The sequence below is a fragment of the Amycolatopsis bullii genome (genome assembly GCF_014654205.1).
GTDB classification, from domain to species: Bacteria; Actinomycetota; Actinomycetes; order Mycobacteriales; family Pseudonocardiaceae; genus Amycolatopsis; species Amycolatopsis plumensis.
This window is the reverse complement of the sequence record NZ_BNAW01000008.1, coordinates 32,935-51,815: the sequence shown is the minus strand read 5'-3', so window position 1 is coordinate 51,815 and position 18,881 is coordinate 32,935. Positions and strand designations below refer to the sequence as shown.

Here is an 18,881-nt window from a genome sequence, read left to right as displayed (position 1 = left end):
GCGAACCACGTGGTTCACTTCTGCCCAGGGGACGTCACTGGGAGGCTGGCATGCAGGTCGCGCTGTCCGCGGGCACCGTCGAGTACACCGACACGGGCGGGGCGGGCCCGGCCGTCGTCTTCGTCCACGGCCTCCTGATGGACGGCTCGCTCTGGGACGGCCCGGTCGCCGCCCTCGACGGCCTGCGCTGCGTCGTCCCGACGCTGCCGCTCGGCGCGCACCGGCACCCGATGCGGGACGGTGCCGACCTGTCGATGCGGGGTCTCGCGCGGCTGCTCGCGGAGTTCCTGGAGCAGCTCGACCTGCGGGACGTCACCCTGGTCGGCGTCGACACCGGCGGCGCGCTGGTGCAGCTGCTCATGGCGGAGGACGCCCCGCGGGTCGGCCGGGTCGTGCTCGCCTCGTGCGACGCGTTCGACAACTTCCCGCCCGGCCTCACCGGCAGAACGCTGTTCCTGGCCGGGAAACTGCCGCCCCGCCTGTTCGGCGCGTTCGTGCAGCAGCTGCGGCTGCGCGCGGTGCGGCGGCTCCCGATCGCGTTCGGGTGGCTGACGAAGCGCGGGGACGCGGCCACGGCCCGCTGGCTCCGGCCGCTGCTGAGCCAGGCCGGCGTCCGCCGCGACACGGTCCGCGTCCTGCGGGCGGCCGCCGCCGCACCGGACATCCTCCGGGAAGCGGCCGAACGGCTCCCGGGCTTCGACCGGCCGGCGCTGGTCGTCTGGGCCACCGAGGACCGCGTGATGCCGCTCGAGCACGGCCGTCGCCTGGCGGCGCTGCTGCCCAAGGGGCAGCTCGTCGAGGTGGCCGACAGCTACACGCTGCTGCCGCTCGACCAGCCGGCGGAGTTCGCGCGGCTGGTCCGGGAGTTCACAGCCGGCTGAGGCCGTGCAGGATGCGTTTCATCAGGTCCATGCTCGGCCGGTTGCCGTTGCCCTTCTTCGCGGTGTGCACCGCGACGAGCCCGCGGTCGGCGAGATCGGAGAGCAGGACCCGCGCCACGCCGAGCGGCAGCCGCCGCCGCGCGGCCACCTCGGCCACCGACTGCGAAGTGCAGCACAGCACGCAGATTTCCGACTCCTCCGCCGTGCTGTTGCGCGTCATGGCCCGCCCGCGCGGGGTGGTCGAGACGAGCGTCTCGACCGGGAGGTCGCGCGTCGGGCGCGTCCGGCCGTGGGTGCGGAAGTACGGACGGACAAGCCCCGCCGCCCCTCCGTCTTCGAGCGCGGTCCCCCAGTGCACAGCCAGCTCCTCACGGCGATTAATCCTTGTAGGCGATTATTCGACACCGTGATCGACTCCACCGCAATCGTCCGAACAGGCTAACGGACGGTAAACTGCAGGTCGGAGCAGCGCCGTTGACCGACACCACTCCGAGGGAGGAAGGTCATCCAGGCGGATTATCAGTGTTCTGACAACTCCGCCGGCTTCGGCGCCTTCCGGCGGCGGACCCGCAACCTGCGCAGCCACGCCCGCGCGGCGGCGAACTCCTGCTGGACCTCGGCGATGCGTGCGCGGAGGTAGGCGTCGGAAATCATCTCGGGGCTCCCTCGGTCGTCCGTGCCGTCACGGTGCGCGGGGGCCGTTGGGGAAATCTTGAACAGACCTTGCCGGGGTGTCGCGGATCCGCTACGCCTGAGGCAAGGGAGGGTGGCGTGGTGGAACTGCGGGTGCTGGGGCCGGTCGAGGTCCTGGCCGATGGCACCCGGCTCGACATCGGGCACGCGCGGCAGCGTGACGTGCTGGCGGTGCTGCTGCTCGACGTCGGCCGGGCGGTCCCGGTCGACCGCCTCGTCGACCGCGTGTGGGGCGAGCGGCCGCCCCGGCGGCCGCGGAACTCGCTGTACGCCTACGTCTCGCGGCTGCGGACGCTGCTGGGTGCGCTGGACGGCGTGACGATCGAGCGGGACCGGGACGGCTACGTCCTGATGGCCGACCCGCAGACGGTGGACGTCCACCGGTTCGAGAGCCTCCTGCAGCAGGCGAAGAAGACGACGGACGACCACACCGCGCTCGCCCTGTACGACGAAGCCCTGGCGCTCTGGCGCGGGACGCCGCTCAGCGAGCTGGATTCGCCGTGGGTGGCCGAGGTCCGCGGTGCCCTGGAGCGCAGGCGCGAGACGGCCGTGCTCGACCGCGACGACCTGCGGCTGCGCACCGGCGCCCACGCCGCTGTGCTCGCCGAGCCCGCCCCGGACGCCGGCGAACGGGCGGCGGCCCAGCGGATCGAGGCGTTGTTCCTCGACGGGCGTCCGGCCGACGCGCTCCGGGAGTACGAAGAGGTCCGGTCGCGCTTGGCCGACGAGCTCGGCGCCGACCCGGGTCCGCGGTTGCGCGGCCTGCACGAGCGGATCCTGAGCGGCGGCGGCCCGGAACCGCGGCAGCTCCCGGCCGCGGCGCCGTCGTTCTCCGGACGTGCTGCCGAGCTGGCGGAGCTCGACCGCCTGCTGGCCCCGGACGGCGCGGTCGCGGTGATCTCCGGCGCGGGCGGCCTCGGGAAGACGTGGCTGGCGGTGCGGTGGGCGACCGACCACGCGAGCCGGTTCCCCGACGGCCAGTTGTACGTCGACCTGCACGGCTTCGACCCGGCGCACGAGCCGGTGCCGGCCGAGCGCGCGGTCCGGGGGTTCCTCGGCGCACTGGGTGTGGCGCCGGCGTCGGTCCCGCCGGAGCCGGACGGGCAGGCGGCGCTCTACCGCAGCCTGACGGCCCGGCGCCGGCTGCTCATCGTGCTCGACAACGCGCAGGACACCCGGCACGTGACGCCGTTGCTGCCCGGCGGGTCGTCGTGTTCGGTCCTCATCACCAGCCGTCACGAGCTGGGCGGCCTGCTCACCACGCACGGCGCTCGCGCACTGCCGCTGCGCACCCTCGACGAGGGCCAGGCGCGGGAGCTGCTGGCGCACCGGCTGGGCGCCGCCCGCTTGGCCGAGGAACCCGAGGCGGTGCAGGAAATCCTGGCCCGGTGCGGCGGAATGGCGCTGGCGCTGGCCATCGTCGCGGCGCGCGTCGCGGCCCACCCGGACCGGCGGCTGGCCGCACTGGCGGCCGAACTGCGCGAAAGCCGGCTGGACGCCCTGGACACCGGGGAGCTGACGGCGAGCCTGCGCGCGGTGTTCGACGCGTCCTACCGTGCCCTGTCCCCGGCCGCCGCATCGGCCTTCCGCCTCCTCGGCCTGGTTCCCACCGAGGACATCGGCCGCGCGGCCGCGACGGCCCTGCTCGGGGACGCGCGGGCGGTGCGCGTGCTGTGCGCGGCCAACCTCCTGGAGGAGCACCAGCCGGGCCGCTTCCGCATGCACGACCTGGTCAAGCTGTACGCGGCCGAACTCGTCGCCTCCGACGACCCCGCCACCCGCCTGGCCGCGTCGACCAGGCTGTTCGACCACTACCTGAGCTGGGCCTCGGCGGCGATGGACCGGTTTTCCCCGCACGAGCCCTACTTGCGCCCGCGGGTGGACGGCCCGCGTCCCGACTTCGCGCAAGTCCAGTCCGACCGAGCCTGGCTGGACGCCGAGCGGGCGACGATGCTGGCGTTGGCGACGAGCGCCCCGGAGGCGCTGGCGGACCACGTCGTCCGCTTGGCAGCGACGCTGTGGCGCTACCTGTACGTCGCGGCGCACCACAACGAGGCGCTCACCCTCCACACGACCGCCCTCGCGCTGACCACGCCCGGTACGAAGGAGTGGGGCTTCGCGCAGCACGCGGTGGGGATGACCTTGACCTTCCTGGGCCGGTACGACGCGGCCGCCGCGCATCTCGAGCAGGCTCTTTCCCTGGCGTTGCGGCTTCGGAACGATCTGCTGGAGAGCATGACCCGCAACAGCATCGCCACGATCGAGGACATCCGAGGCCGCCGCCCTGAGGCCCGCGAGCAGTACGACGAGGCCTTGGCCGCAGCGCGCCGGACGGGGTACGCGCTGCTGGAGGGAATCGCGCTGTGCAACATGGGAGAGCACCACCGCTGGTGCGGCAACCACCAGGAGGCGGCGAAGTACCTGCACCAGAGCGGCCGCATAGCGGAGGACCTGGGTTCAGCAGGCCTGGGCGGCCCGGTACTGGCGGCGCTGGGCAGCGCGTATGCGGGGTTGGGCCGCCCGGAGGACGCTGACGCGTACTTCCGCCGTGCGCTGGAGTACGCCCGAGAGGGCAGGAACACGAACCTCGAGGTGACGGCACTGAACGACTTCGCGGCGACGAAGTCTGGCCTCGAGGCGATTTCGTTGTACGAGAAGGCTTTGGCGCTGGCGCGCCGGGCTGGTCACCTTCGTGAGCAGGCCTTCGCGCAGCACGGGCTGGGGGTGACGCACCGGGCAGCCGGGAACGGCACCGAGGCTAAGGCTCACCTGGAGGCGGCTTTGGTGGCGTATACGGAGTTGCGGGCGCCGGAGGCCGAGGAGGTGCGCGCCCTGCTGGCCGAGAGCTGAGGCGGTGGCAGCCTTCATCCGGCCAGGTAGGCCGCCACCCGGATCCGCAGACCGCGGACGTGCGGCAGCGCGATGGTGAACGCCGTCGCCGGACGATAGCCGGGCCACGGGTCGCCGTGGGTGCAAGGGCCGGCGAAGTAGACGAAGCCGTCCTCGTCGTCGTAGCGGCCCGGCGTCCAGACAGCCGCGTCACCCTCGTGACGAGCCCGGGCGATCCAGTAAGCCTCATGCTTCATGACACGCCTCAGCTGCCCGGCGAACCCCGCCAAGTCCGCCTCCGGCAGGCCGAGACCGCGCCCGCTCCACACCCGCGGAGTCCGTTCCGACGTGCGTGCCGGGCAGCCGAACGTGACTGCTGTGGCCGTGTACTGCCGGGTCCAGCGGGTGTTTTTCGGGGCCTGCGCGGCGAAATCGGGTCCGCCGGTGAGTTCCAGCGTCATGGGGGAACGATAGTCGATCAAGCGGTGACGGGTACCGCCGCGCGGGTGTCGACGACGGCTCACATGTTGTATACAGTATCCAGTAGTCTGGCAGAGGAGGCCGCCTTGTACACAGTCACCAACCCCGCGACGGGCGAGCTGGTCGACGAGATCCCGAACGCGGCCGACGAGGAGGTCCGCGTCGCGATCGACCGGGTGCACCGCGGGTATGCGGCCTGGCGGGCCCGGCCGGTCGCCGAGCGTGCCGCGATCGTGCTGCGCGCGGCGGAGCTGTTCGCCGAACGCGCGGACGAGCTCGCCGCGATCATGACCCTGGAGATGGGCAAGCGGATCAACGAAGGCCGTGGCGAAGTGGGCGTCGTCGCCGACATCTTCCGGTACTACGGCGAGCGCGGCCCGGACCTGCTGGCGGACGAGCCCCTGACGCTCCGCGGCGGCGAGGCGGTGCTGACGAAGGAGCCGATCGGCGCGCTGCTGGGCGTGATGCCGTGGAACTTCCCGTGCTACCAGGTCGCCCGGTTCGTGGCGCCGAACCTGGTGCTGGGCAACACGATCCTGCTGAAGCACGCGTCGATCTGCCCGCGGTCGGCGATCGCGATCGAGTCGGTGCTGCGGGACGCCGGCGTGCCCGCGGACGCGTATGTGAACGTGTTCGCGTCGAGCCGTCAGGTCCCGTGGATGCTCGCGGACCCGCGCCTGGCCGGGGTGTCGCTCACCGGCAGTGAGCAGGCGGGCATCTCGGTGGCGGCCGAGGCCGGCCGGAACCTCAAGAAGTGCGTCCTGGAACTGGGCGGCTCCGACCCGCTGATCGTCCTGGACACCGATGACCTGGACGAAACGGTCAAGATCACGGCCACGGCCCGGATGCGCAACTGCGGCCAGTCCTGCAACGCACCGAAGCGCATCATCGTCCTGGGCGAGCTGTACGAGGAGTTCGCCGACCGGTTCGCCAAGCGCGTGACGGAGTACTACGTCCCGGGCGACCCGGCGGACCCGTCAACCACCCTCCCCCCGCTCGCCTCCACGACGGCGGCCGACGAGGTGGCGGCCCAGATCGAGACGGCGATCCGCGAAGGCGCGACCCTGCGCGCGGGCGGCCACCGCATCCCGGGCCGGGGCGCGTATGTGGAGGCCACGGTCCTGACGGACGTGACACCGGACATGGCGGCGTACCACGAGGAGATCTTCGGCCCGGTGGCGCTGCTGTTCCGGGCGTCGTCGGAAGCGGAGGCGGTCGAGCTGGCGAACGACACGACCTTCGGGTTGGGGGCGAGCGTGTTCGCCACCGACCGAGCACGCGCGGCTCGTGTGGCGAGGGGAATCGAGGCGGGGATGGTGTACGTGAACAAGTCGGGCGGGTCGGAGGCGGATCTGCCGTTCGGGGGGATCAAGCGGTCGGGGATGGGTCGGGAGCTGGGGGCTTTGGGTATCGAGGAATTCATGAACAAGAAACCGATCCGGCTCTGACGGGTTAGCCTGGCCGCCGCTCGGTGAGTCGGCTAGGAGCATTCGATGAAGGACGAGTACGCGCACCCTCGCGCGGGTATCGAGTTCGACTGGCTTGCAGTCGACCCCTCCGGCGCTCTTGCCGTGCTCACTTCCGCCGGGTACGGCCCGGTTCCCAAGGCAGTCGGAGAGCACGTTGAGTCCGTCGACGCGGCCGTGGAACTGGTCAACACCTGGCCCTATGTGGGTGACTCCATCAGTCAGCCCAGCGACACGGGTGACTACACCGACTGGCGGGATCTCGCGGCCCGAGGCTTCTACGCCTACGACTGGAAGGACTCGTCCGGGCCGTACGTACGGCTCGCAGTACCAACGGCACCGCTCACAGTCGACGACCTGACTGACGAATGGATCATGCAGATCGTCGTCCTGGCCAGGTTCACAGTCGACTTCGCCTCGGCCGCCCGGCTCACCCTCACCGACCTGGACGACGAAACCGGAGGCAGTTGCCACACATGACTTGCGGCAGGCGCCGAACCGGTCAGAGGTATACCGTCGACCGGTGGTGACCTTCGGATGAAACCGGCAACCGCCGGCGCGATCGGCGCCGTCGTCAGCGGCATCCCCTCGACCGCCCACGCCCTCTTCATCGGCGCCGACGTCCTGGCGGCCACCAAAGCGGCGGGCACCCTGCTCCCCGGACGCCGCAACCGGCCCGGCATCGCCGCCGGGCTGATCGCGCACGTCGTCGTCTCAGCCACCTGGACCGGGGTGCTCACCGCGATCGCGCGGCGCCACCGGCTCGGGGCCGGTGGTGGCGCCGTCGCGGGACTGGCCATCGCGGCGCTGGACCTCGGGATCGCGGCCCGCGCGTACCCCGCCGTGCGGGCGTTGCCGCGCGGGCCGCAGATCCTGGATCACCTCGTGTTCGGTGCCGTCGTCGGCGCGCTGCTGGAACGCACCCGTCAGGAAACGACTTCGACGACGTCACCCGGGTGCAGCGAGTTGTAGAACGTCACCGCGGCGTCGTGCGAAAGGTGCACGCACCCGTGGGACTTGACCTTCAGGCTGCCCTGGTGGAACGCGACCCCGGTGGTGGTGAAGAACACCGAGTACGGCATCGGCCCGTTGAACTGCTTGCTGTAGTGGTCGATGTCCTTGTACTGCACGTGGAACTTCCCCAGCGGGGTCGGGTACTTCGGCAGCCCCACGGTGATCGGGACGCCGCCGTAGGTGACGTTCCCGGCGCCGTCGGTCAGCCACGCGGTATTCGAACTGCGCTGGACGCAGGCCTTCGCTTCGGCACTGCACGGCGTCGACGCCGCTTCGGCCGTACCCGCGAACGCCACGGTCCCCGCCATCGCGGCGACCCCGCCCAGAAGTGCGATCATCCTCCGGTTCATCGTGTGCCTCCCGTTGTCGTTCGGCTACCCAACGAGAGTGCCCACTCGGGCGATCTTCGAATCAATCCTGCGGCTGCGAAAGCCGGAGAAACTCGGTCTGCTCGCGGTCGTAGCGGCGAGTCAGGCCGTTTCCGTAGCGGTCCCACCAGTTCTGCGTGTGGCCGCCCTGGGTGGTCGTCGTCCCGCCGTAGACCTGCCGGTCGTACTCGACGCGGGCGTCGCGGAACTCCTGCTGGAACTGCTCCGGCGTCAGGCCCTGGACGTGCTGGATGGTCGCGTCGCTCAGCGTCCGGGAGCTGCGCACGATGTCCTCGCCCGCCATGTGGTTGAGGATCGCGCGCACGCCACCGGCGCCGCGCATGTGCGCCCCGGACATGATCGCCGCCTGGGTGCCGGGATCGGTGAAGTTGAGCGCGCCCGCCGTGCGCGCGTTCGCGGTCATCAGGTCGGCGACGACCGCGCGTTCCTCGGCGCTGCCGATCCCGTACTGCTCGCGGGCGGCGATGATCCGGTCGTAGCCGTTGTGCATGTTCTGCCGGAAACCGTAGGCCTCGGGCACGCCGCCCTGCTCCCCCGTCGCGCCTTCGGACCGCATGATCGAGTCGACGACCCGGGGGTCCAGCTGCTGCGGCGCCGCGGCGGCGGCACCTCCCCCGGCCTGTCCACCGCCGCCGTAGGCCTGGGCGACGTCGGAGTCGGCGGCGCGGTAGCCGTCCGCGGCCTTCTGGACGTTCTGGTTCACGTTCGTCAGGAGGTGCAGCAGCTTCTGCAGGGCGCTGCCCAGCGTCGAGTGCAGGGCCGAGTTCGCGGCCGCGACGCCGCTGCCGATCCCGGCGAAGGACAACGCGTCCAGCACCAGGCCCTCCAGGTCGCGGGTGGCCGAGAGAAAGGACGACCCGACGTCCTCGACCGCGCGGACGACCGACCCCATCTCCGCCGTTTCGGCGCGGTAGGCCCCGGCACTCATGGTTTGCTCCCTCCGGACACCGGCTGTTCGCGTCGAGGGTTCCCCACCGCGCCATCCCGGTCCACGGCCGAATTACCCACTGGTCACGGCAGGACTGCCCACACCGGCGCTAAGGTCGGAAGATGAGCAAACCCGACGGCGACCCGAACGTGGTCGAGGGCGAGATCGTCGACGACACCCCGACCGCGGCGCCGGCGATCCCGTCGCCGCCGCTGCCGGACCCGGACTACAGCGAGGGCGGCGTGCCCAGCTTCGACTTCGTCCGCGACAAGATCGAGAACCGGTACACCAGCTCGCTCGGCTCGGTCGACGTCGCCGGCCTCGGCACCGAGAACACCGCCGAGGCCCTCGACAAGAAGATCGCGGACCGTGACCAGGCGGCGAAAGACCGGCTGGCCGAGATCCGCCGCTCGATGCGCGGCGAGTGAGCCTCGAGCCGGTGAGTGACTGTCCGCTCACCGGCTCAGCGGTGATCATGGCCGGCGAGGCCCCTACGCCCTTGTCGCGCCGGTGGCGGCCGGAGTATCGAGATGAGGGATTCCCAGCCGCCGCACGATGACCTCGCTGGCGTTGCGTCCGCCCGATTTCCGCACGAGAACCACCAAGTATTCGAAGTAGACGAGGAAACCAGCCGGCGCGTCTACCGGGCACACGCGTTCCCGGTAAACGCGTTCCGCTACGATGTAAGGCTGCAGCAGGTACCAGACGCGCATGATATGCGTTCCCAAGGCGCTCACGATGACATCTTTCTCTATCATGCCGAATGCCAGCAGAACTCCCAGGTAGTCGAAGAAGTAACAAACCGTATACACGCTGTCGCGATATTTCGGCGACAGGGCTTCGATCCCCACCCGCTCGGAAGGTTCCTCGCCTATCCCGGCCACCACTGTGGTCAGATGCCCGCGAAATTCCACTGAACGAACCTGCTGAAAGATTCAGGCGTCACGCGAAGCGAGTCATCGACCGACCCCATCTCGTGCAGCACCGCATCTGATCACCAGTAATCGGCGGCAAGCGCGAAAAGTAAAGCAGAATGCCGGATTCGTGATGAAACAGTCCTTACCTCGACACTCAAGCAAATGGGAGCAACAGGTATGCTCCTTGCACTACGGGAATCCCACTACGGGTTCCCGTTGACCGGCCCTCGCGCTGCGCAGGATGAGGTCCCATGGCCCCCACGCAAGGTCCGATCGTGCCGCGCCGCCGGATCGCGGACACGCTCAGGAGCCTGCGCGACGAGTCCGGGCGCACCCTCGAAGAGGTGGCCGAGGCGCTGCTGATCTCGACATCGAAACTGTCCCGGCTCGAGAACGCGCAGGGCAGCCCGCAAGCCAGGGACGTCCGCGACCTGATCCGCTTCTACGGTATCGAGGAGACGCAGCTGGCCGAGCGGCTGATGCGCTGGGTGAAGGCCTCCGGCAGGCAGGGCTGGTGGACCGACTACTCGCAGACCACGGCGACCCCCGGGCTCGACGCCCACCTCGCGTACGAGTCCGAAGCGACGGTGGCCCGGATCTACACGATCCCGCTGCTGCCGGTGCTCCTGCAGACCCCGGACTACGCCCGCGCCCAGTACTCGACGCACGAACCGTGGTGGTCGGCCGAAGAGGTCGACCGGCTCGTCGACCTGCGCGAGCACCGCGAGCACGTCCTCGCCGAGCGTGAGGACATGGAGCCGCTGCGGCTGGTCGCGGTGACCCACGAGTCGACCCTGCGGCAGTTCGTCGGCTCCAGCGAGATCATGCGCGCCCAGCTGGACCACCTGGTCGAACGGTCGGCCGCGCCGAACATCGAGCTGCGCGTCTTTCCCTTCGCCCATCCCCCGCTGTTCTCGATGAGCTGCATGTACGCCTACTTCGGGGCTACCACGACGCCCTGGTGGCCGCGTCACTGGAGCCCGACGAGAGCCGCGCACTGATCCGCGAAGTTCAGACGACGCAGTTCGGGTGACGTTTCACCAGGTGAAGCAGCCGCGCACCGAGGCGTGACGCCACGATGACGCTCAGCAAGGCAGCCAGCGCACCTCGACCGGCTGGTAGGCGACGATCGTCGCCAGGCGGTCCGGGAACACCGGGACGCGCTCGACCAGCCGGGTGCGGCGGACCACCCGGTCGACGCCGGTGCCGGGCGGTGCGACGAGGCACCCCGGCAGGCCCCGGTCGCGGCAGCGGTCGAACGCCTCGAGCAGGCCGCGGACGCCGCCGTCGGAGAGGAAGTCCAGCCGGCCGAGGTCGATGACCAGGAGCCGGGGCCACGGCAGTTCGCACACGGCGGTCTCGAGCACCGTCGCCCAGCGCAGCAGCGTCGTGATTGCCGGCTCACCGCGCATCTCGACGACCAGCACGCCACCGGAGCGTTCCGAGGCGATGTCGTCGCGCATCGCGCCTCCCGGGAGTCATCCCGTCCCGGGACCATCGTCCCACGTCACGTCAGGCTTCCGTAACACCCGCGTGGAATCATCGGGGGTCCGGGACAGTTGTAACGGTCGGTAGCACCGCACGAGAAGAAGGAGTGACGCCGTGACCACGTCAACCGAAAGGGCCGTCCTGGCCGGCGGCTGCTTCTGGGGCATGCAGGAGCTGTTCCGCCGTCAGCCCGGGGTGGTCTCGACCCGGGTCGGTTACAGCGGCGGCGACGTCCCCAACGCCACATACCGCAACCACGGCACGCACGCCGAGGCCATCGAGGTGATCTACGACCCCGCGCAGACCACGTTCCGCGACCTGCTCGAGTTCTTCTTCCAGGTGCACGACCCGACGACGAAGAACCGCCAGGGCAACGACATCGGCCTGAGCTACCGCTCGGCGATCTTCTTCGAGAACGACGAGCAGAAGCGGGTCGCCGAGGACACGATCGCCGACGTCGACGCATCGGGGCTGTGGCCGGGCAAGGTCGTCACCGAGGTCGCCCCGGTGGGTGACTTCTGGGAGGCCGAGCCGGAGCACCAGGACTACCTGCAGCGCATCCCGAACGGGTACACGTGCCACTTCGTGCGCCCGGGCTGGAAGCTCCCGAAGCGCGAGAAGACCGCCTGACCCTCAGTACCCCGAAGGCCCCTTCGCCACCCCGGCGAAGGGGCCTTCGTCGTCTCGGACGCAGGAAAGATCGCCCGAACGGCGGTGATCTTCCTTCAGTACACAGTGGACAGTGAACACCCGGAATCCCAATAGCGTTGAATGTCCTATTTGGGATGTATTGCGACATGCCGATAAGACTCCTACGTTCGTCGCTTGTTCACGAGCCTTCCACCCCGGATGCTGATTTCCGCTAAGCCGCACCATTTTTCCCCGTCGTCCCCGTTCTCGGCCCGGCTCGACCCCGGGCCGGTTCGCCCTGCCCGGAGGAGATCCTTCGATGCAACTGAGACGTCCATTCGTCTTGGCCGCGAGCGGCGCCCTCATCGCCGCGGTGTGCACGACCACCACCGCCCAGGCCCAGCCCACCACCCCGAACGCCGTCCCCGACGCCCAGACCCTGGCCGTGTCGGCGGCGGCCGGGCTCGTGGCGAGCCGGCCCGCCGCGCTGCACGCGAGCGCGGACGACGTTTTCGTGGCCCAGAAGGCGATTTCCGCCACCAACGGGCTGAAGTACATCCCCTACGAGCGCAGCTACAAGGGCCTGGCCGTGGTGGGTGGCGACTTCGTCGTCGCGACCGACTCGACGGGCCAGGTGCTCGGCACCTCCGTCGCGCAGGACCAGACCATCAACCTGGCCACCACCACGGCGAAGGTCTCGAAGGACGCGGCCGAGGCGACCGCCCGGCAGCAGCTGTCCGCGGTGGACAGCGTCAGCCCCGCGCAGCAGGTCGTCTACGCGCTCGGCACGCCGACGCTGGCGTGGAAGAGCACGGTCGTCGGCCGGGACGCCGAAGGCCCGAGCCGGCTCGACGTCATCGTCGACGCCGCCACCGGGAAGGTGCTCAAGACCCAGGAGCACGTCCTCAACGGCGACGGCACCAGCGCGTGGAACGGCCCGAACCCGGTGCACCTCGACACCACGCACTCGGGCAGCACGTACTCGCTGAAGGACCCGACGATCACCAACACGTCCTGCCAGGACGCGGCCAACAACACCACCTTCAGCGGACCGGACGACCTCTGGGGCAACGGCACCGCCAGCAACCGCGAAACCGGCTGCGTCGACGCGCTGTTCGCCGCCCAAACCGAGAACAAGATGCTCTCGCAGTGGCTGGGCCGCAACGGCTTCGACGGCAACGGCGGCGGCTGGCCGATCCGCGTCGGCCTCAACGACCAGAACGCCTACTACGACGGCAGCCAGGTCCAGATCGGCAAGAACACCGCCGGCGGCTGGATCGGCTCGATCGACGTCGTCGCGCACGAGCACGGCCACGGCATCGACGACCACACCCCGGGCGGCATCTCGGGCGCGGGCACCCAGGAGTTCGTCGCGGACGTCTTCGGCGCCTCGACCGAGTGGTTCGCGAACGAGCCCGCTCCCTACGACAAGCCGGACTTCCTCGTCGGCGAGCAGGTCAACCTGGTCGGCTCCGGCCCGATCCGCAACATGTACAACCCGTCGGCGCTGGGCGACAAGAACTGCTACGACAGCAGTGTCCCCAACGGTGAGGTGCACGCGGCCGCCGGCCCCGGCAACCACTGGTTCTACCTGCTGGCCGAGGGCACGAACCCGACCAACGGCCAGCCGACCAGCACCACGTGCAACAACTCCACCATCACCGGCCTCGGCGTCCAGACCGCGGTGAAGATCTTCTACAACGCGATGCTGCTCAAGACCTCCAGCAGCTCGTACCTCAAGTACCGCACCTGGACCCTGACCGCGGCGAAGAACCTGTTCCCGGGCAGCTGCACCGAGTTCAACACCGTCAAGGCGGCGTGGGACGCGATCAGCGTGCCGGCGCAGTCGGCCGACCCGACCTGCTCGGCGACCGGCACGGTCACCGTTTCGAACCCGGGCAACCAGTCGACCGTGACCGGCGCTTCGGTCAACCTGCCGCTGTCGGCTTCCGGCGGCACCGCGCCGTACACCTGGTCGGCCTCGGGCCTGCCGGCCGGCCTCTCGATCAACGCCTCCACCGGCACGATCTCGGGCACCGCAACCACCGCGGGCACCTCGAACGTCACGGTGACGGCGAAGGACGCGGCCGGCAAGACCGGCACGGCGTCGTTCACCTGGACCGTCGGCACCACCGGCGGCTGCTCCGGCCAGAAGATCGCCAACGGCGGCTTCGAGTCGGGTGCTTCCAGCTGGACCGGCGACACCGGCGCGATCGGCCAGTGGGCGTCCTCGGGTGAGGCGGCGCACGGCGGCACGTACAGCGCCTACCTCGACGGCTACGGCTCGACCCACACCGAAGCCGTCGCCCAGTCGGTGAGCATCCCGGCGGGCTGCCACGCCAGCCTGACGTTCTACCTGCACATCGACACGGCGGAGACCACCACCACGACCGCCTACGACAAGCTGACCGTCACCAACGGCAGCACGACGCTGGGCAGCTACTCCAACCTGAACAAGGGCACCGGGTACACGCTCAAGACGATCGACGTCTCGTCGGCCGCCGGTGGCACCCTGGCGCTGAAGTTCAGCGGCACCGAAGACAGCTCGCTGCAGACCTCGTTCGTCATCGACGACGTGGCCGTGACCCTGAGCTGAAGCTGAACCACTGATCCGAAGCGGGGAGACCACGCGGTCTCCCCGCTTCGGCGTTTCCGGAGCAGAATCGGCGGATGGACACCGAAGAGCTGCGCGCGACACAGGCACCGCTGAAGGACAAGTACCGCGAGCAGCCGGAGAGCGCGCTCGTCACGCTGCACGCCGACGCCGAACTGGACGGCCTGGGCATCTCCTGCAAGGTCGAAACCGGCCGCGCGGTCGTCGAGGCCGGCCTGCACCCGGCCACCGGCGGCGACGGCACCCTCGCCTGCTCGGGGGACATGCTGCTCGAAGCGCTCGCCGCCTGCGCGGGGGTGACATTGCGGGCCGTCGCGACGTCGCTCGGGCTCGCCGTCCGCGGCGGGCGCGTCCGGGCCGAGGGCGACCTCGACTTCCGCGGCACGCTGGCCGTCGCCAAGGACGCGCCGGTGGGCTTCCGCGCCATCCGGCTGTCGTTCGACCTGGACACCGACGCTTCCGAAGAGCAGCTCGTCACGCTGAAGAAGCTGACCGAGCGCTACTGCGTCGTGTTCCAGACGCTGCGGACGCCGCCGGAGTTCGCCGTCACGCTGTCCGCGAACCAGGGATAAACCCGGAGGACAAATCGGGCAGCTTGGCCTAGCTTGTCGGGGTCACCTGAAGGGGGAGCCGACATGCCACAGCCGGAGCCGGACACCGCCGTCCGGGTACGCGGGCTCGTGAAGACCTACGGTTCGACGCGCGCGCTCGACGGTGTCGACCTCGACATCCCGGCCGGGCAGGTGCTCGGCCTGCTCGGCCCGAACGGCGCCGGGAAGACCACCACCGTGCGCATCCTGACCACGCTGCTGCGCCCGGACTCCGGGTCGGCGCACGTGGCCGGGTACGACGTGCTGGCCGAGCCGGACGAGGTGCGGCAGCGGATCGGGCTGTCCGGCCAGTACGCGGCCGTCGACGAGAACCTCACCGGCTTCGAGAACCTCTACATGGTCGGGCGGCTCTACGGCCGCAAGAAGGCCGCGGCCCGCTCGCGGGCCCGCGAGCTGCTCAGCCGGTTCCGGCTCGAGGAGGCCGCCGACCGGCCGGCGAAGGGCTACTCCGGTGGCATGCGCCGCCGGCTCGACCTGGCCGGTGCGCTGGTCGCGGAGCCGACCGTCGTCGTGCTGGACGAGCCGACCACCGGCCTCGACCCGGGCGGGCGGCTCGACACCTGGGAGGTCATCAAAGAGCTCGTGGCCGACGGCACGACCGTCCTGCTGACCACGCAGTACCTCGAAGAGGCCGACCACCTCGCCGACTCCATCGTGGTGATCGACCACGGCCGGGTGATCGCGCGCGGCACCGCGGACGAGCTCAAGGCCCAGATCGGCGGTGAGCGCCTGGAGCTGGTCGTCGCGTCGGCCGAGGACCTGCCGGCGACGCTGGACGTCCTGCGCGAGGTGGGCACCGGCGAGCCGTCCGGCGACGGTCACACGCGGCGGGCCGAGATCCTCGTCGACACCGGGCCGAAGGCGCTGATCGAGGCGTTGCGGCGGCTCGACTCCCACGGCATCACGGTCCAGGACGTCGGCCTGCACCGCCCGACCCTGGACGACGTCTTCCTGTCCCTGACCGGCCACGGTGCTTCGGCTGAGGAGGCCGCGAAGTGAACGCGCTCGCCAAAAGCATCTCCGACGGCGGCATCGTCACGTGGCGCAACCTGGTGAACGTCCGCCGCAACCCCGACTGGCTGATGGCCGCGACGCTGCAGCCGATCATGTTCGTCCTGCTGTTCGCCTACGTCTTCGGCAACGCGATCGGCGGCGAAGCGGGCGGGGCGGCGTACCGCGAGTTCCTGATCGCCGGGATCTTCGCCCAGACGGTGGCGTTCAACTCGGCGTTCACGGTCATCGGCTTCGCCAACGACCTGCAGAAGGGCATCATCGACCGGTTCCGCTCGCTGCCGATGTCCCGCATCGCGGTGGTCCTCGGCCGCACGACGTCGGACCTGGTCGTGAGCGTGGTGGCGCTGGTCGTGATGTCCCTGTGCGGGCTGCTGGTGGGCTGGCGCATCCGCGGCAGCTTCTGGGACGCGCTGCTGGGCTACCTGGTGATGCTGATGTTCGCGTGGGCCCTGTCCTGGGTCGGCGCGCTGATCGGCCTGGCGGCGCGCAGCGTCGAGGTGGCGCAGAGCGCGGGGCTGATCTGGATGTTCCCGCTGAGCTTCATCTCCTCGGCGTTCGTCCCGACGGACACGCTCCCGGCGTTCCTGAAGGCGATCGCGGACTGGAACCCGTTCACGGCGGTGATCAACGCGACGCGCGACCTGTTCGGCAACCGGTTCGGCGCCCCGCCGACGGGCTGGCCTGCGGAGAACGCGGCGCTGTACGCGATCCTGTGCTGCTTGGCGATCATCGCGATCTTCGCCCCGCTGGCGACGGCCCGGTACCGCCGGGTGGCGAGCAAGTAGGACGGTCGCCACCCAACGCAGTGAATGACTCGTTCCTGGCGTCTGACGCCAGGAATGAGTCATTCACTGCACCCGGCCGTGTCAGTCCTCTTCGGACAGCTCCACGATCGGGATGACCCGCTTGGCTTGCCGAGCCTTGGCCTGGTGATCGGCGAGGAACGGGTAGTGCTTCTCCAGTTCGGTCCACATCCGCACGTAGTCCGCGCCCAGCAGGGGCAACGCCTCCGCCTCGAACTCGCGGCCGTCGACCTCCACTTTCACCCGCGGATCCTCCGCGAGGTTCAGGTACCAGTCCGGGTGCTTCGGCGCCCCGATGTTCGACGCCACCACCAGCAGCCGGTCGCCGTCGCGGTGGTACATCATCGGGACCGTGCGCGGCTCGCCCGAGCGGCGGCCCGTCGTCGTGAGCAGCACCAGCCGCTCGCGGTGCATGCCCTCGACCTCGCCGCCCGCGCGGAACTGCTCGATCACGCGGCGGTTCGTCGCCCGCACGTCGGCGGTGTCCACCGTCACTGGTCGTAGTAGCGGGTCGGCGGGGGCTGCTGCTGCGGGTACTGCCGGGTCGGCGGCGGCGCCGCGCTCTGCTGGGTGCGCCGCCGGTGCAGCGTGCGGGCGCTGGCCGCCATGCTGTTCACCACCGCGGCGATGACCAGGCCGATCACCAGGTTGATCGCCGCCGTGGCGATCTTCGCGCTCGGCGCCACCGTCAGGGTCAGCGGCAGCACCACCGCGATCAGCGTGACCAGCACCATGATCCAGCCGAAGAACTGCGACGGCGCCGGGGTCGCGACGCTCAGCAGGTGCATCAGCCCGGTGGCGAGCAGGGCCACCGCGGCGGCGACCAGCGCGTACGTCGTGGTGCTCGCGTTGCCCCAGACGCCTTCGCCTTTTGGGGCGAGCACTTCGACCTCGAAGATCCCGCGTGCGACCAGCAGCCCGACGACCGCGAGCAGGGCCGCGACCACCGCCGTCGCCACGCCGCCCGCCCACAGGCGGCGCGCGTCGATCCCCGGGCGGACGTCCTGGGGCTGGTTCCCGTAGTAGTCGGACATCAGAGCCTTCCTGGGTCGGCTGCGCCTCTCCCGGCGATTGTCCCCCGTTTCGGCCCCGTCCGCGATTTGCGCTGGAGTGCACTCCAGCTCGTAGCGTCGGACCCATGACCACCGCACAGCACAAGATCGGCTCGGGCTTCGGCGCCACCACCACGGCCGCCGAAGCCGTCGCAGGCATCGACCTCACCGGGAAGCTCGCCGTCGTCACCGGCGGGTACTCCGGGATCGGCCTCGAAACCACCCGCGCGCTGACCGGCGCCGGCGCCCACGTCGTCGTCCCGGCCCGCCGCCGCGAGACCGCCGAGGAGGCGCTCGCCGGGATCGGGAACGTCGAGGTCGGCGAGCTGGACCTGGGCGACCTCGAGAGCGTCCGCGCGTTCGCCGACCGGTTCCTGGCGACCGGGCGGCGGATCGACCTGCTCATCGCCAACGCCGGCATCATGGCCTGCCCGGAGACCCGCGTCGGGCCGGGTTGGGAGGCCCAGTTCGCCACCAACCACCTCGGCCACTTCGCGCTGGTCAACCGGCTGTGGCCGGCGGTCGCCGAGGGTGCCCGCGTGGTCTCGCTGTCCTCGCGCGGCCACCACTACTCGCCGATCCGCTGGGACGACGTGCAGTTCGAGACCGGCTACGAGAAGTGGCAGGCCTACGGCCAGGCGAAGACGGCGAACGTGCTCTTCGCCGTCCACCTCGACCAGCTGGGCGCGGAGAAGGACGTCCACGCGTTCGCCCTGCACCCCGGCGGCATCATGACGCCGCTGCAGCGGCACCTGCCGCGGGAGGAAATGATCGAACGCGGCTGGATCGACGAGGCCGGGAACGTCCTGATGCAGTTCAAGACGCCCGAGCAGGGCGCCGCGACCACGGTCTGGGCCGCCACCTCGCCCCAGCTGGCCGGGCTCGGCGGGCTGTACCTGGAGGACTGCGACGTCGCCGAGCTCGCGCCGGAGGACGCCGAGGGCCTCGCGGCCTCGGGTGTCCGCCGGTACGCCGTCGACCGCGAGCAGGCCGCGCGCCTGTGGACGCTGTCGGCCCAGCTCACCGGCGTGGACGCGTTCGCGCGGCCCTGACTGTCACGCCGGCGGGCCCC

The 18,881-nt window shown here is 70.5% G+C and carries 22 protein-coding genes; 13 read left to right on the top strand and 9 right to left on the bottom strand.

Annotated features, from left to right (window positions below):
- The first annotated feature begins 50 nt into the window (after positions 1 to 50).
- Complete coding sequence (locus tag IE317_RS12930) at positions 51 to 881, top strand: alpha/beta fold hydrolase (protein ID WP_191309683.1); 831 nt, start codon at positions 51 to 53, stop codon at positions 879 to 881.
- On the opposite strand, the gene IE317_RS12925 is transcribed toward IE317_RS12930, so the two are convergent.
- Complete coding sequence (locus IE317_RS12925) at positions 868 to 1,239, bottom strand: DUF742 domain-containing protein (protein WP_191309681.1); 372 nt, start codon at positions 1,237 to 1,239, stop codon at positions 868 to 870. The two genes, IE317_RS12930 and IE317_RS12925, sit on opposite strands and share 14 nt — an antisense overlap.
- Before the next feature lie 161 nt (positions 1,240 to 1,400).
- Positions 1,401 to 1,535, bottom strand: a complete 135-nt coding sequence (locus tag IE317_RS45115; protein ID WP_268246871.1) for a hypothetical protein — start codon at positions 1,533 to 1,535, stop codon at positions 1,401 to 1,403.
- Between the two features lie 117 nt (positions 1,536 to 1,652).
- Here IE317_RS45115 and IE317_RS12920 point away from each other — a divergent pair, with 117 nt between their 5' ends.
- Positions 1,653 to 4,424 carry an AfsR/SARP family transcriptional regulator gene (locus IE317_RS12920; RefSeq protein WP_191309679.1) on the top strand — a complete coding sequence of 924 codons (2,772 nt, stop codon included), beginning with the start codon at positions 1,653 to 1,655 and terminating at the stop codon, positions 4,422 to 4,424.
- A 14-nt stretch (positions 4,425 to 4,438) separates the two neighbouring features.
- Here the strand turns inward: IE317_RS12920 and IE317_RS12915 are convergent, their stop codons facing one another.
- Complete coding sequence (locus IE317_RS12915; protein ID WP_191309678.1) at positions 4,439 to 4,864, bottom strand: hypothetical protein; 426 nt, start codon at positions 4,862 to 4,864, stop codon at positions 4,439 to 4,441.
- A 105-nt stretch (positions 4,865 to 4,969) separates the two neighbouring features.
- On the opposite strand from IE317_RS12915, the gene IE317_RS12910 reads away from it, so the two are divergent.
- Genes IE317_RS12910 through IE317_RS12900 form a run of 3 tightly spaced genes read left to right on the top strand, consistent with a single transcriptional unit; the run spans position 4,970 to position 7,321 of the window.
- Complete coding sequence (locus IE317_RS12910) at positions 4,970 to 6,331, top strand: NAD-dependent succinate-semialdehyde dehydrogenase (RefSeq protein ID WP_191309676.1); 1,362 nt, start codon at positions 4,970 to 4,972, stop codon at positions 6,329 to 6,331.
- A gap of 45 nt (positions 6,332 to 6,376) precedes the next feature.
- Positions 6,377 to 6,829, top strand: a complete 453-nt coding sequence (locus IE317_RS12905) for a hypothetical protein (RefSeq protein ID WP_191309674.1) — start codon at positions 6,377 to 6,379, stop codon at positions 6,827 to 6,829.
- 57 nt (positions 6,830 to 6,886) lie between these two features.
- On the top strand, positions 6,887 to 7,321 hold the full coding sequence (locus IE317_RS12900; RefSeq protein WP_191309672.1) for a hypothetical protein: 435 nt from the start codon (positions 6,887 to 6,889) through the stop codon (positions 7,319 to 7,321).
- On the opposite strand, the gene IE317_RS12895 is transcribed toward IE317_RS12900, so the two are convergent.
- Both IE317_RS12895 and IE317_RS12890 read right to left on the bottom strand, forming a co-directional pair.
- Positions 7,276 to 7,713, bottom strand: a complete 438-nt coding sequence (locus IE317_RS12895) for a L,D-transpeptidase (protein WP_191309670.1) — start codon at positions 7,711 to 7,713, stop codon at positions 7,276 to 7,278. The genes IE317_RS12900 and IE317_RS12895 overlap by 46 nt on opposite strands.
- A gap of 61 nt (positions 7,714 to 7,774) precedes the next feature.
- On the bottom strand, positions 7,775 to 8,680 hold the full coding sequence (locus tag IE317_RS12890) for a hypothetical protein (protein ID WP_191309668.1): 906 nt from the start codon (positions 8,678 to 8,680) through the stop codon (positions 7,775 to 7,777).
- Positions 8,681 to 8,802: 122 nt separating this feature from the next.
- Here IE317_RS12890 and IE317_RS12885 point away from each other — a divergent pair, with 122 nt between their 5' ends.
- Positions 8,803 to 9,108 carry a hypothetical protein gene (locus tag IE317_RS12885; protein ID WP_191309666.1) on the top strand — a complete coding sequence of 102 codons (306 nt, stop codon included), beginning with the start codon at positions 8,803 to 8,805 and terminating at the stop codon, positions 9,106 to 9,108.
- Between the two features lie 63 nt (positions 9,109 to 9,171).
- Here the strand turns inward: IE317_RS12885 and IE317_RS12880 are convergent, their stop codons facing one another.
- A complete protein-coding gene (locus IE317_RS12880; protein ID WP_191309665.1) occupies positions 9,172 to 9,594 on the bottom strand; it encodes a DUF4760 domain-containing protein in 423 nt (140 codons plus the stop codon).
- Between the two features lie 254 nt (positions 9,595 to 9,848).
- Between IE317_RS12880 and IE317_RS12875 the strand changes: the two genes are divergently transcribed.
- On the top strand, positions 9,849 to 10,598 hold the full coding sequence (locus IE317_RS12875) for a helix-turn-helix domain-containing protein (RefSeq protein ID WP_229902682.1): 750 nt from the start codon (positions 9,849 to 9,851) through the stop codon (positions 10,596 to 10,598).
- 84 nt (positions 10,599 to 10,682) lie between these two features.
- Here IE317_RS12875 and IE317_RS12870 read toward each other — a convergent pair whose 3' ends face one another.
- On the bottom strand, positions 10,683 to 11,060 hold the full coding sequence (locus tag IE317_RS12870; protein ID WP_191309663.1) for an STAS domain-containing protein: 378 nt from the start codon (positions 11,058 to 11,060) through the stop codon (positions 10,683 to 10,685).
- Positions 11,061 to 11,199: 139 nt separating this feature from the next.
- Here IE317_RS12870 and msrA point away from each other — a divergent pair, with 139 nt between their 5' ends.
- The 5 genes from msrA (at position 11,200) to IE317_RS12845 (ending at position 16,739) form a co-directional block, all read left to right on the top strand.
- On the top strand, positions 11,200 to 11,715 hold the full coding sequence (msrA, locus tag IE317_RS12865) for a peptide-methionine (S)-S-oxide reductase MsrA (protein WP_191309661.1): 516 nt from the start codon (positions 11,200 to 11,202) through the stop codon (positions 11,713 to 11,715).
- A 319-nt stretch (positions 11,716 to 12,034) separates the two neighbouring features.
- Positions 12,035 to 14,311 carry a M4 family metallopeptidase gene (locus IE317_RS12860; protein WP_191309660.1) on the top strand — a complete coding sequence of 759 codons (2,277 nt, stop codon included), beginning with the start codon at positions 12,035 to 12,037 and terminating at the stop codon, positions 14,309 to 14,311.
- Between the two features lie 74 nt (positions 14,312 to 14,385).
- A complete protein-coding gene (locus IE317_RS12855; protein ID WP_191309658.1) occupies positions 14,386 to 14,901 on the top strand; it encodes an OsmC family protein in 516 nt (171 codons plus the stop codon).
- Positions 14,902 to 14,964: 63 nt separating this feature from the next.
- Positions 14,965 to 15,939, top strand: coding sequence for an ATP-binding cassette domain-containing protein (locus IE317_RS12850; RefSeq protein WP_191309657.1), 975 nt, complete (start codon positions 14,965 to 14,967; stop codon positions 15,937 to 15,939).
- Positions 15,936 to 16,739 carry an ABC transporter permease gene (locus IE317_RS12845; RefSeq protein ID WP_191309655.1) on the top strand — a complete coding sequence of 268 codons (804 nt, stop codon included), beginning with the start codon at positions 15,936 to 15,938 and terminating at the stop codon, positions 16,737 to 16,739. The genes IE317_RS12850 and IE317_RS12845 overlap by 4 nt, the downstream gene beginning before the upstream one ends.
- A gap of 81 nt (positions 16,740 to 16,820) precedes the next feature.
- On the opposite strand, the gene IE317_RS12840 is transcribed toward IE317_RS12845, so the two are convergent.
- Together IE317_RS12840 and IE317_RS12835 are read right to left on the bottom strand one after the other, a co-directional pair.
- Complete coding sequence (locus tag IE317_RS12840) at positions 16,821 to 17,246, bottom strand: nitroreductase/quinone reductase family protein (RefSeq protein ID WP_191309653.1); 426 nt, start codon at positions 17,244 to 17,246, stop codon at positions 16,821 to 16,823.
- Between the two features lie 2 nt (positions 17,247 to 17,248).
- Positions 17,249 to 17,791, bottom strand: a complete 543-nt coding sequence (locus tag IE317_RS12835) for a DUF6069 family protein (protein WP_191309651.1) — start codon at positions 17,789 to 17,791, stop codon at positions 17,249 to 17,251.
- Positions 17,792 to 17,895: 104 nt separating this feature from the next.
- Here IE317_RS12835 and IE317_RS12830 point away from each other — a divergent pair, with 104 nt between their 5' ends.
- A complete protein-coding gene (locus tag IE317_RS12830; protein WP_191309649.1) occupies positions 17,896 to 18,861 on the top strand; it encodes an SDR family NAD(P)-dependent oxidoreductase in 966 nt (321 codons plus the stop codon).
- Positions 18,862 to 18,881: the final 20 nt, after the last annotated feature.

Bases quoted from the DNA above. Each gene is read 5' to 3' on its own strand.
- IE317_RS12850 (WP_191309657.1), top strand. From the start codon at position 14,965: ATGCCACAGCCGGAGCCGGACACCGCCGTCCGGGTACGCGGGCTCGTG.
- IE317_RS12830 (WP_191309649.1), top strand. From the start codon at position 17,896: ATGACCACCGCACAGCACAAGATCGGCTCGGGCTTCGGCGCCACCACC.
- IE317_RS12835 (WP_191309651.1), bottom strand. From the start codon at position 17,791: ATGTCCGACTACTACGGGAACCAGCCCCAGGACGTCCGCCCGGGGATC.
- IE317_RS12885 (WP_191309666.1), top strand. From the start codon at position 8,803: ATGAGCAAACCCGACGGCGACCCGAACGTGGTCGAGGGCGAGATCGTC.
- IE317_RS12900 (WP_191309672.1), top strand. From the start codon at position 6,887: ATGAAACCGGCAACCGCCGGCGCGATCGGCGCCGTCGTCAGCGGCATC.
- IE317_RS12860 (WP_191309660.1), top strand. From the start codon at position 12,035: ATGCAACTGAGACGTCCATTCGTCTTGGCCGCGAGCGGCGCCCTCATC.
- IE317_RS12895 (WP_191309670.1), bottom strand. From the start codon at position 7,713: ATGAACCGGAGGATGATCGCACTTCTGGGCGGGGTCGCCGCGATGGCG.
- IE317_RS12915 (WP_191309678.1), bottom strand. From the start codon at position 4,864: ATGACGCTGGAACTCACCGGCGGACCCGATTTCGCCGCGCAGGCCCCG.
- IE317_RS12875 (WP_229902682.1), top strand. From the start codon at position 9,849: ATGGCCCCCACGCAAGGTCCGATCGTGCCGCGCCGCCGGATCGCGGAC.
- IE317_RS12930 (WP_191309683.1), top strand. From the start codon at position 51: ATGCAGGTCGCGCTGTCCGCGGGCACCGTCGAGTACACCGACACGGGC.
- IE317_RS12870 (WP_191309663.1), bottom strand. From the start codon at position 11,060: ATGCGCGACGACATCGCCTCGGAACGCTCCGGTGGCGTGCTGGTCGTC.
- IE317_RS45115 (WP_268246871.1), bottom strand. From the start codon at position 1,535: ATGATTTCCGACGCCTACCTCCGCGCACGCATCGCCGAGGTCCAGCAG.
- IE317_RS12905 (WP_191309674.1), top strand. From the start codon at position 6,377: ATGAAGGACGAGTACGCGCACCCTCGCGCGGGTATCGAGTTCGACTGG.
- IE317_RS12855 (WP_191309658.1), top strand. From the start codon at position 14,386: ATGGACACCGAAGAGCTGCGCGCGACACAGGCACCGCTGAAGGACAAG.
- IE317_RS12890 (WP_191309668.1), bottom strand. From the start codon at position 8,680: ATGAGTGCCGGGGCCTACCGCGCCGAAACGGCGGAGATGGGGTCGGTC.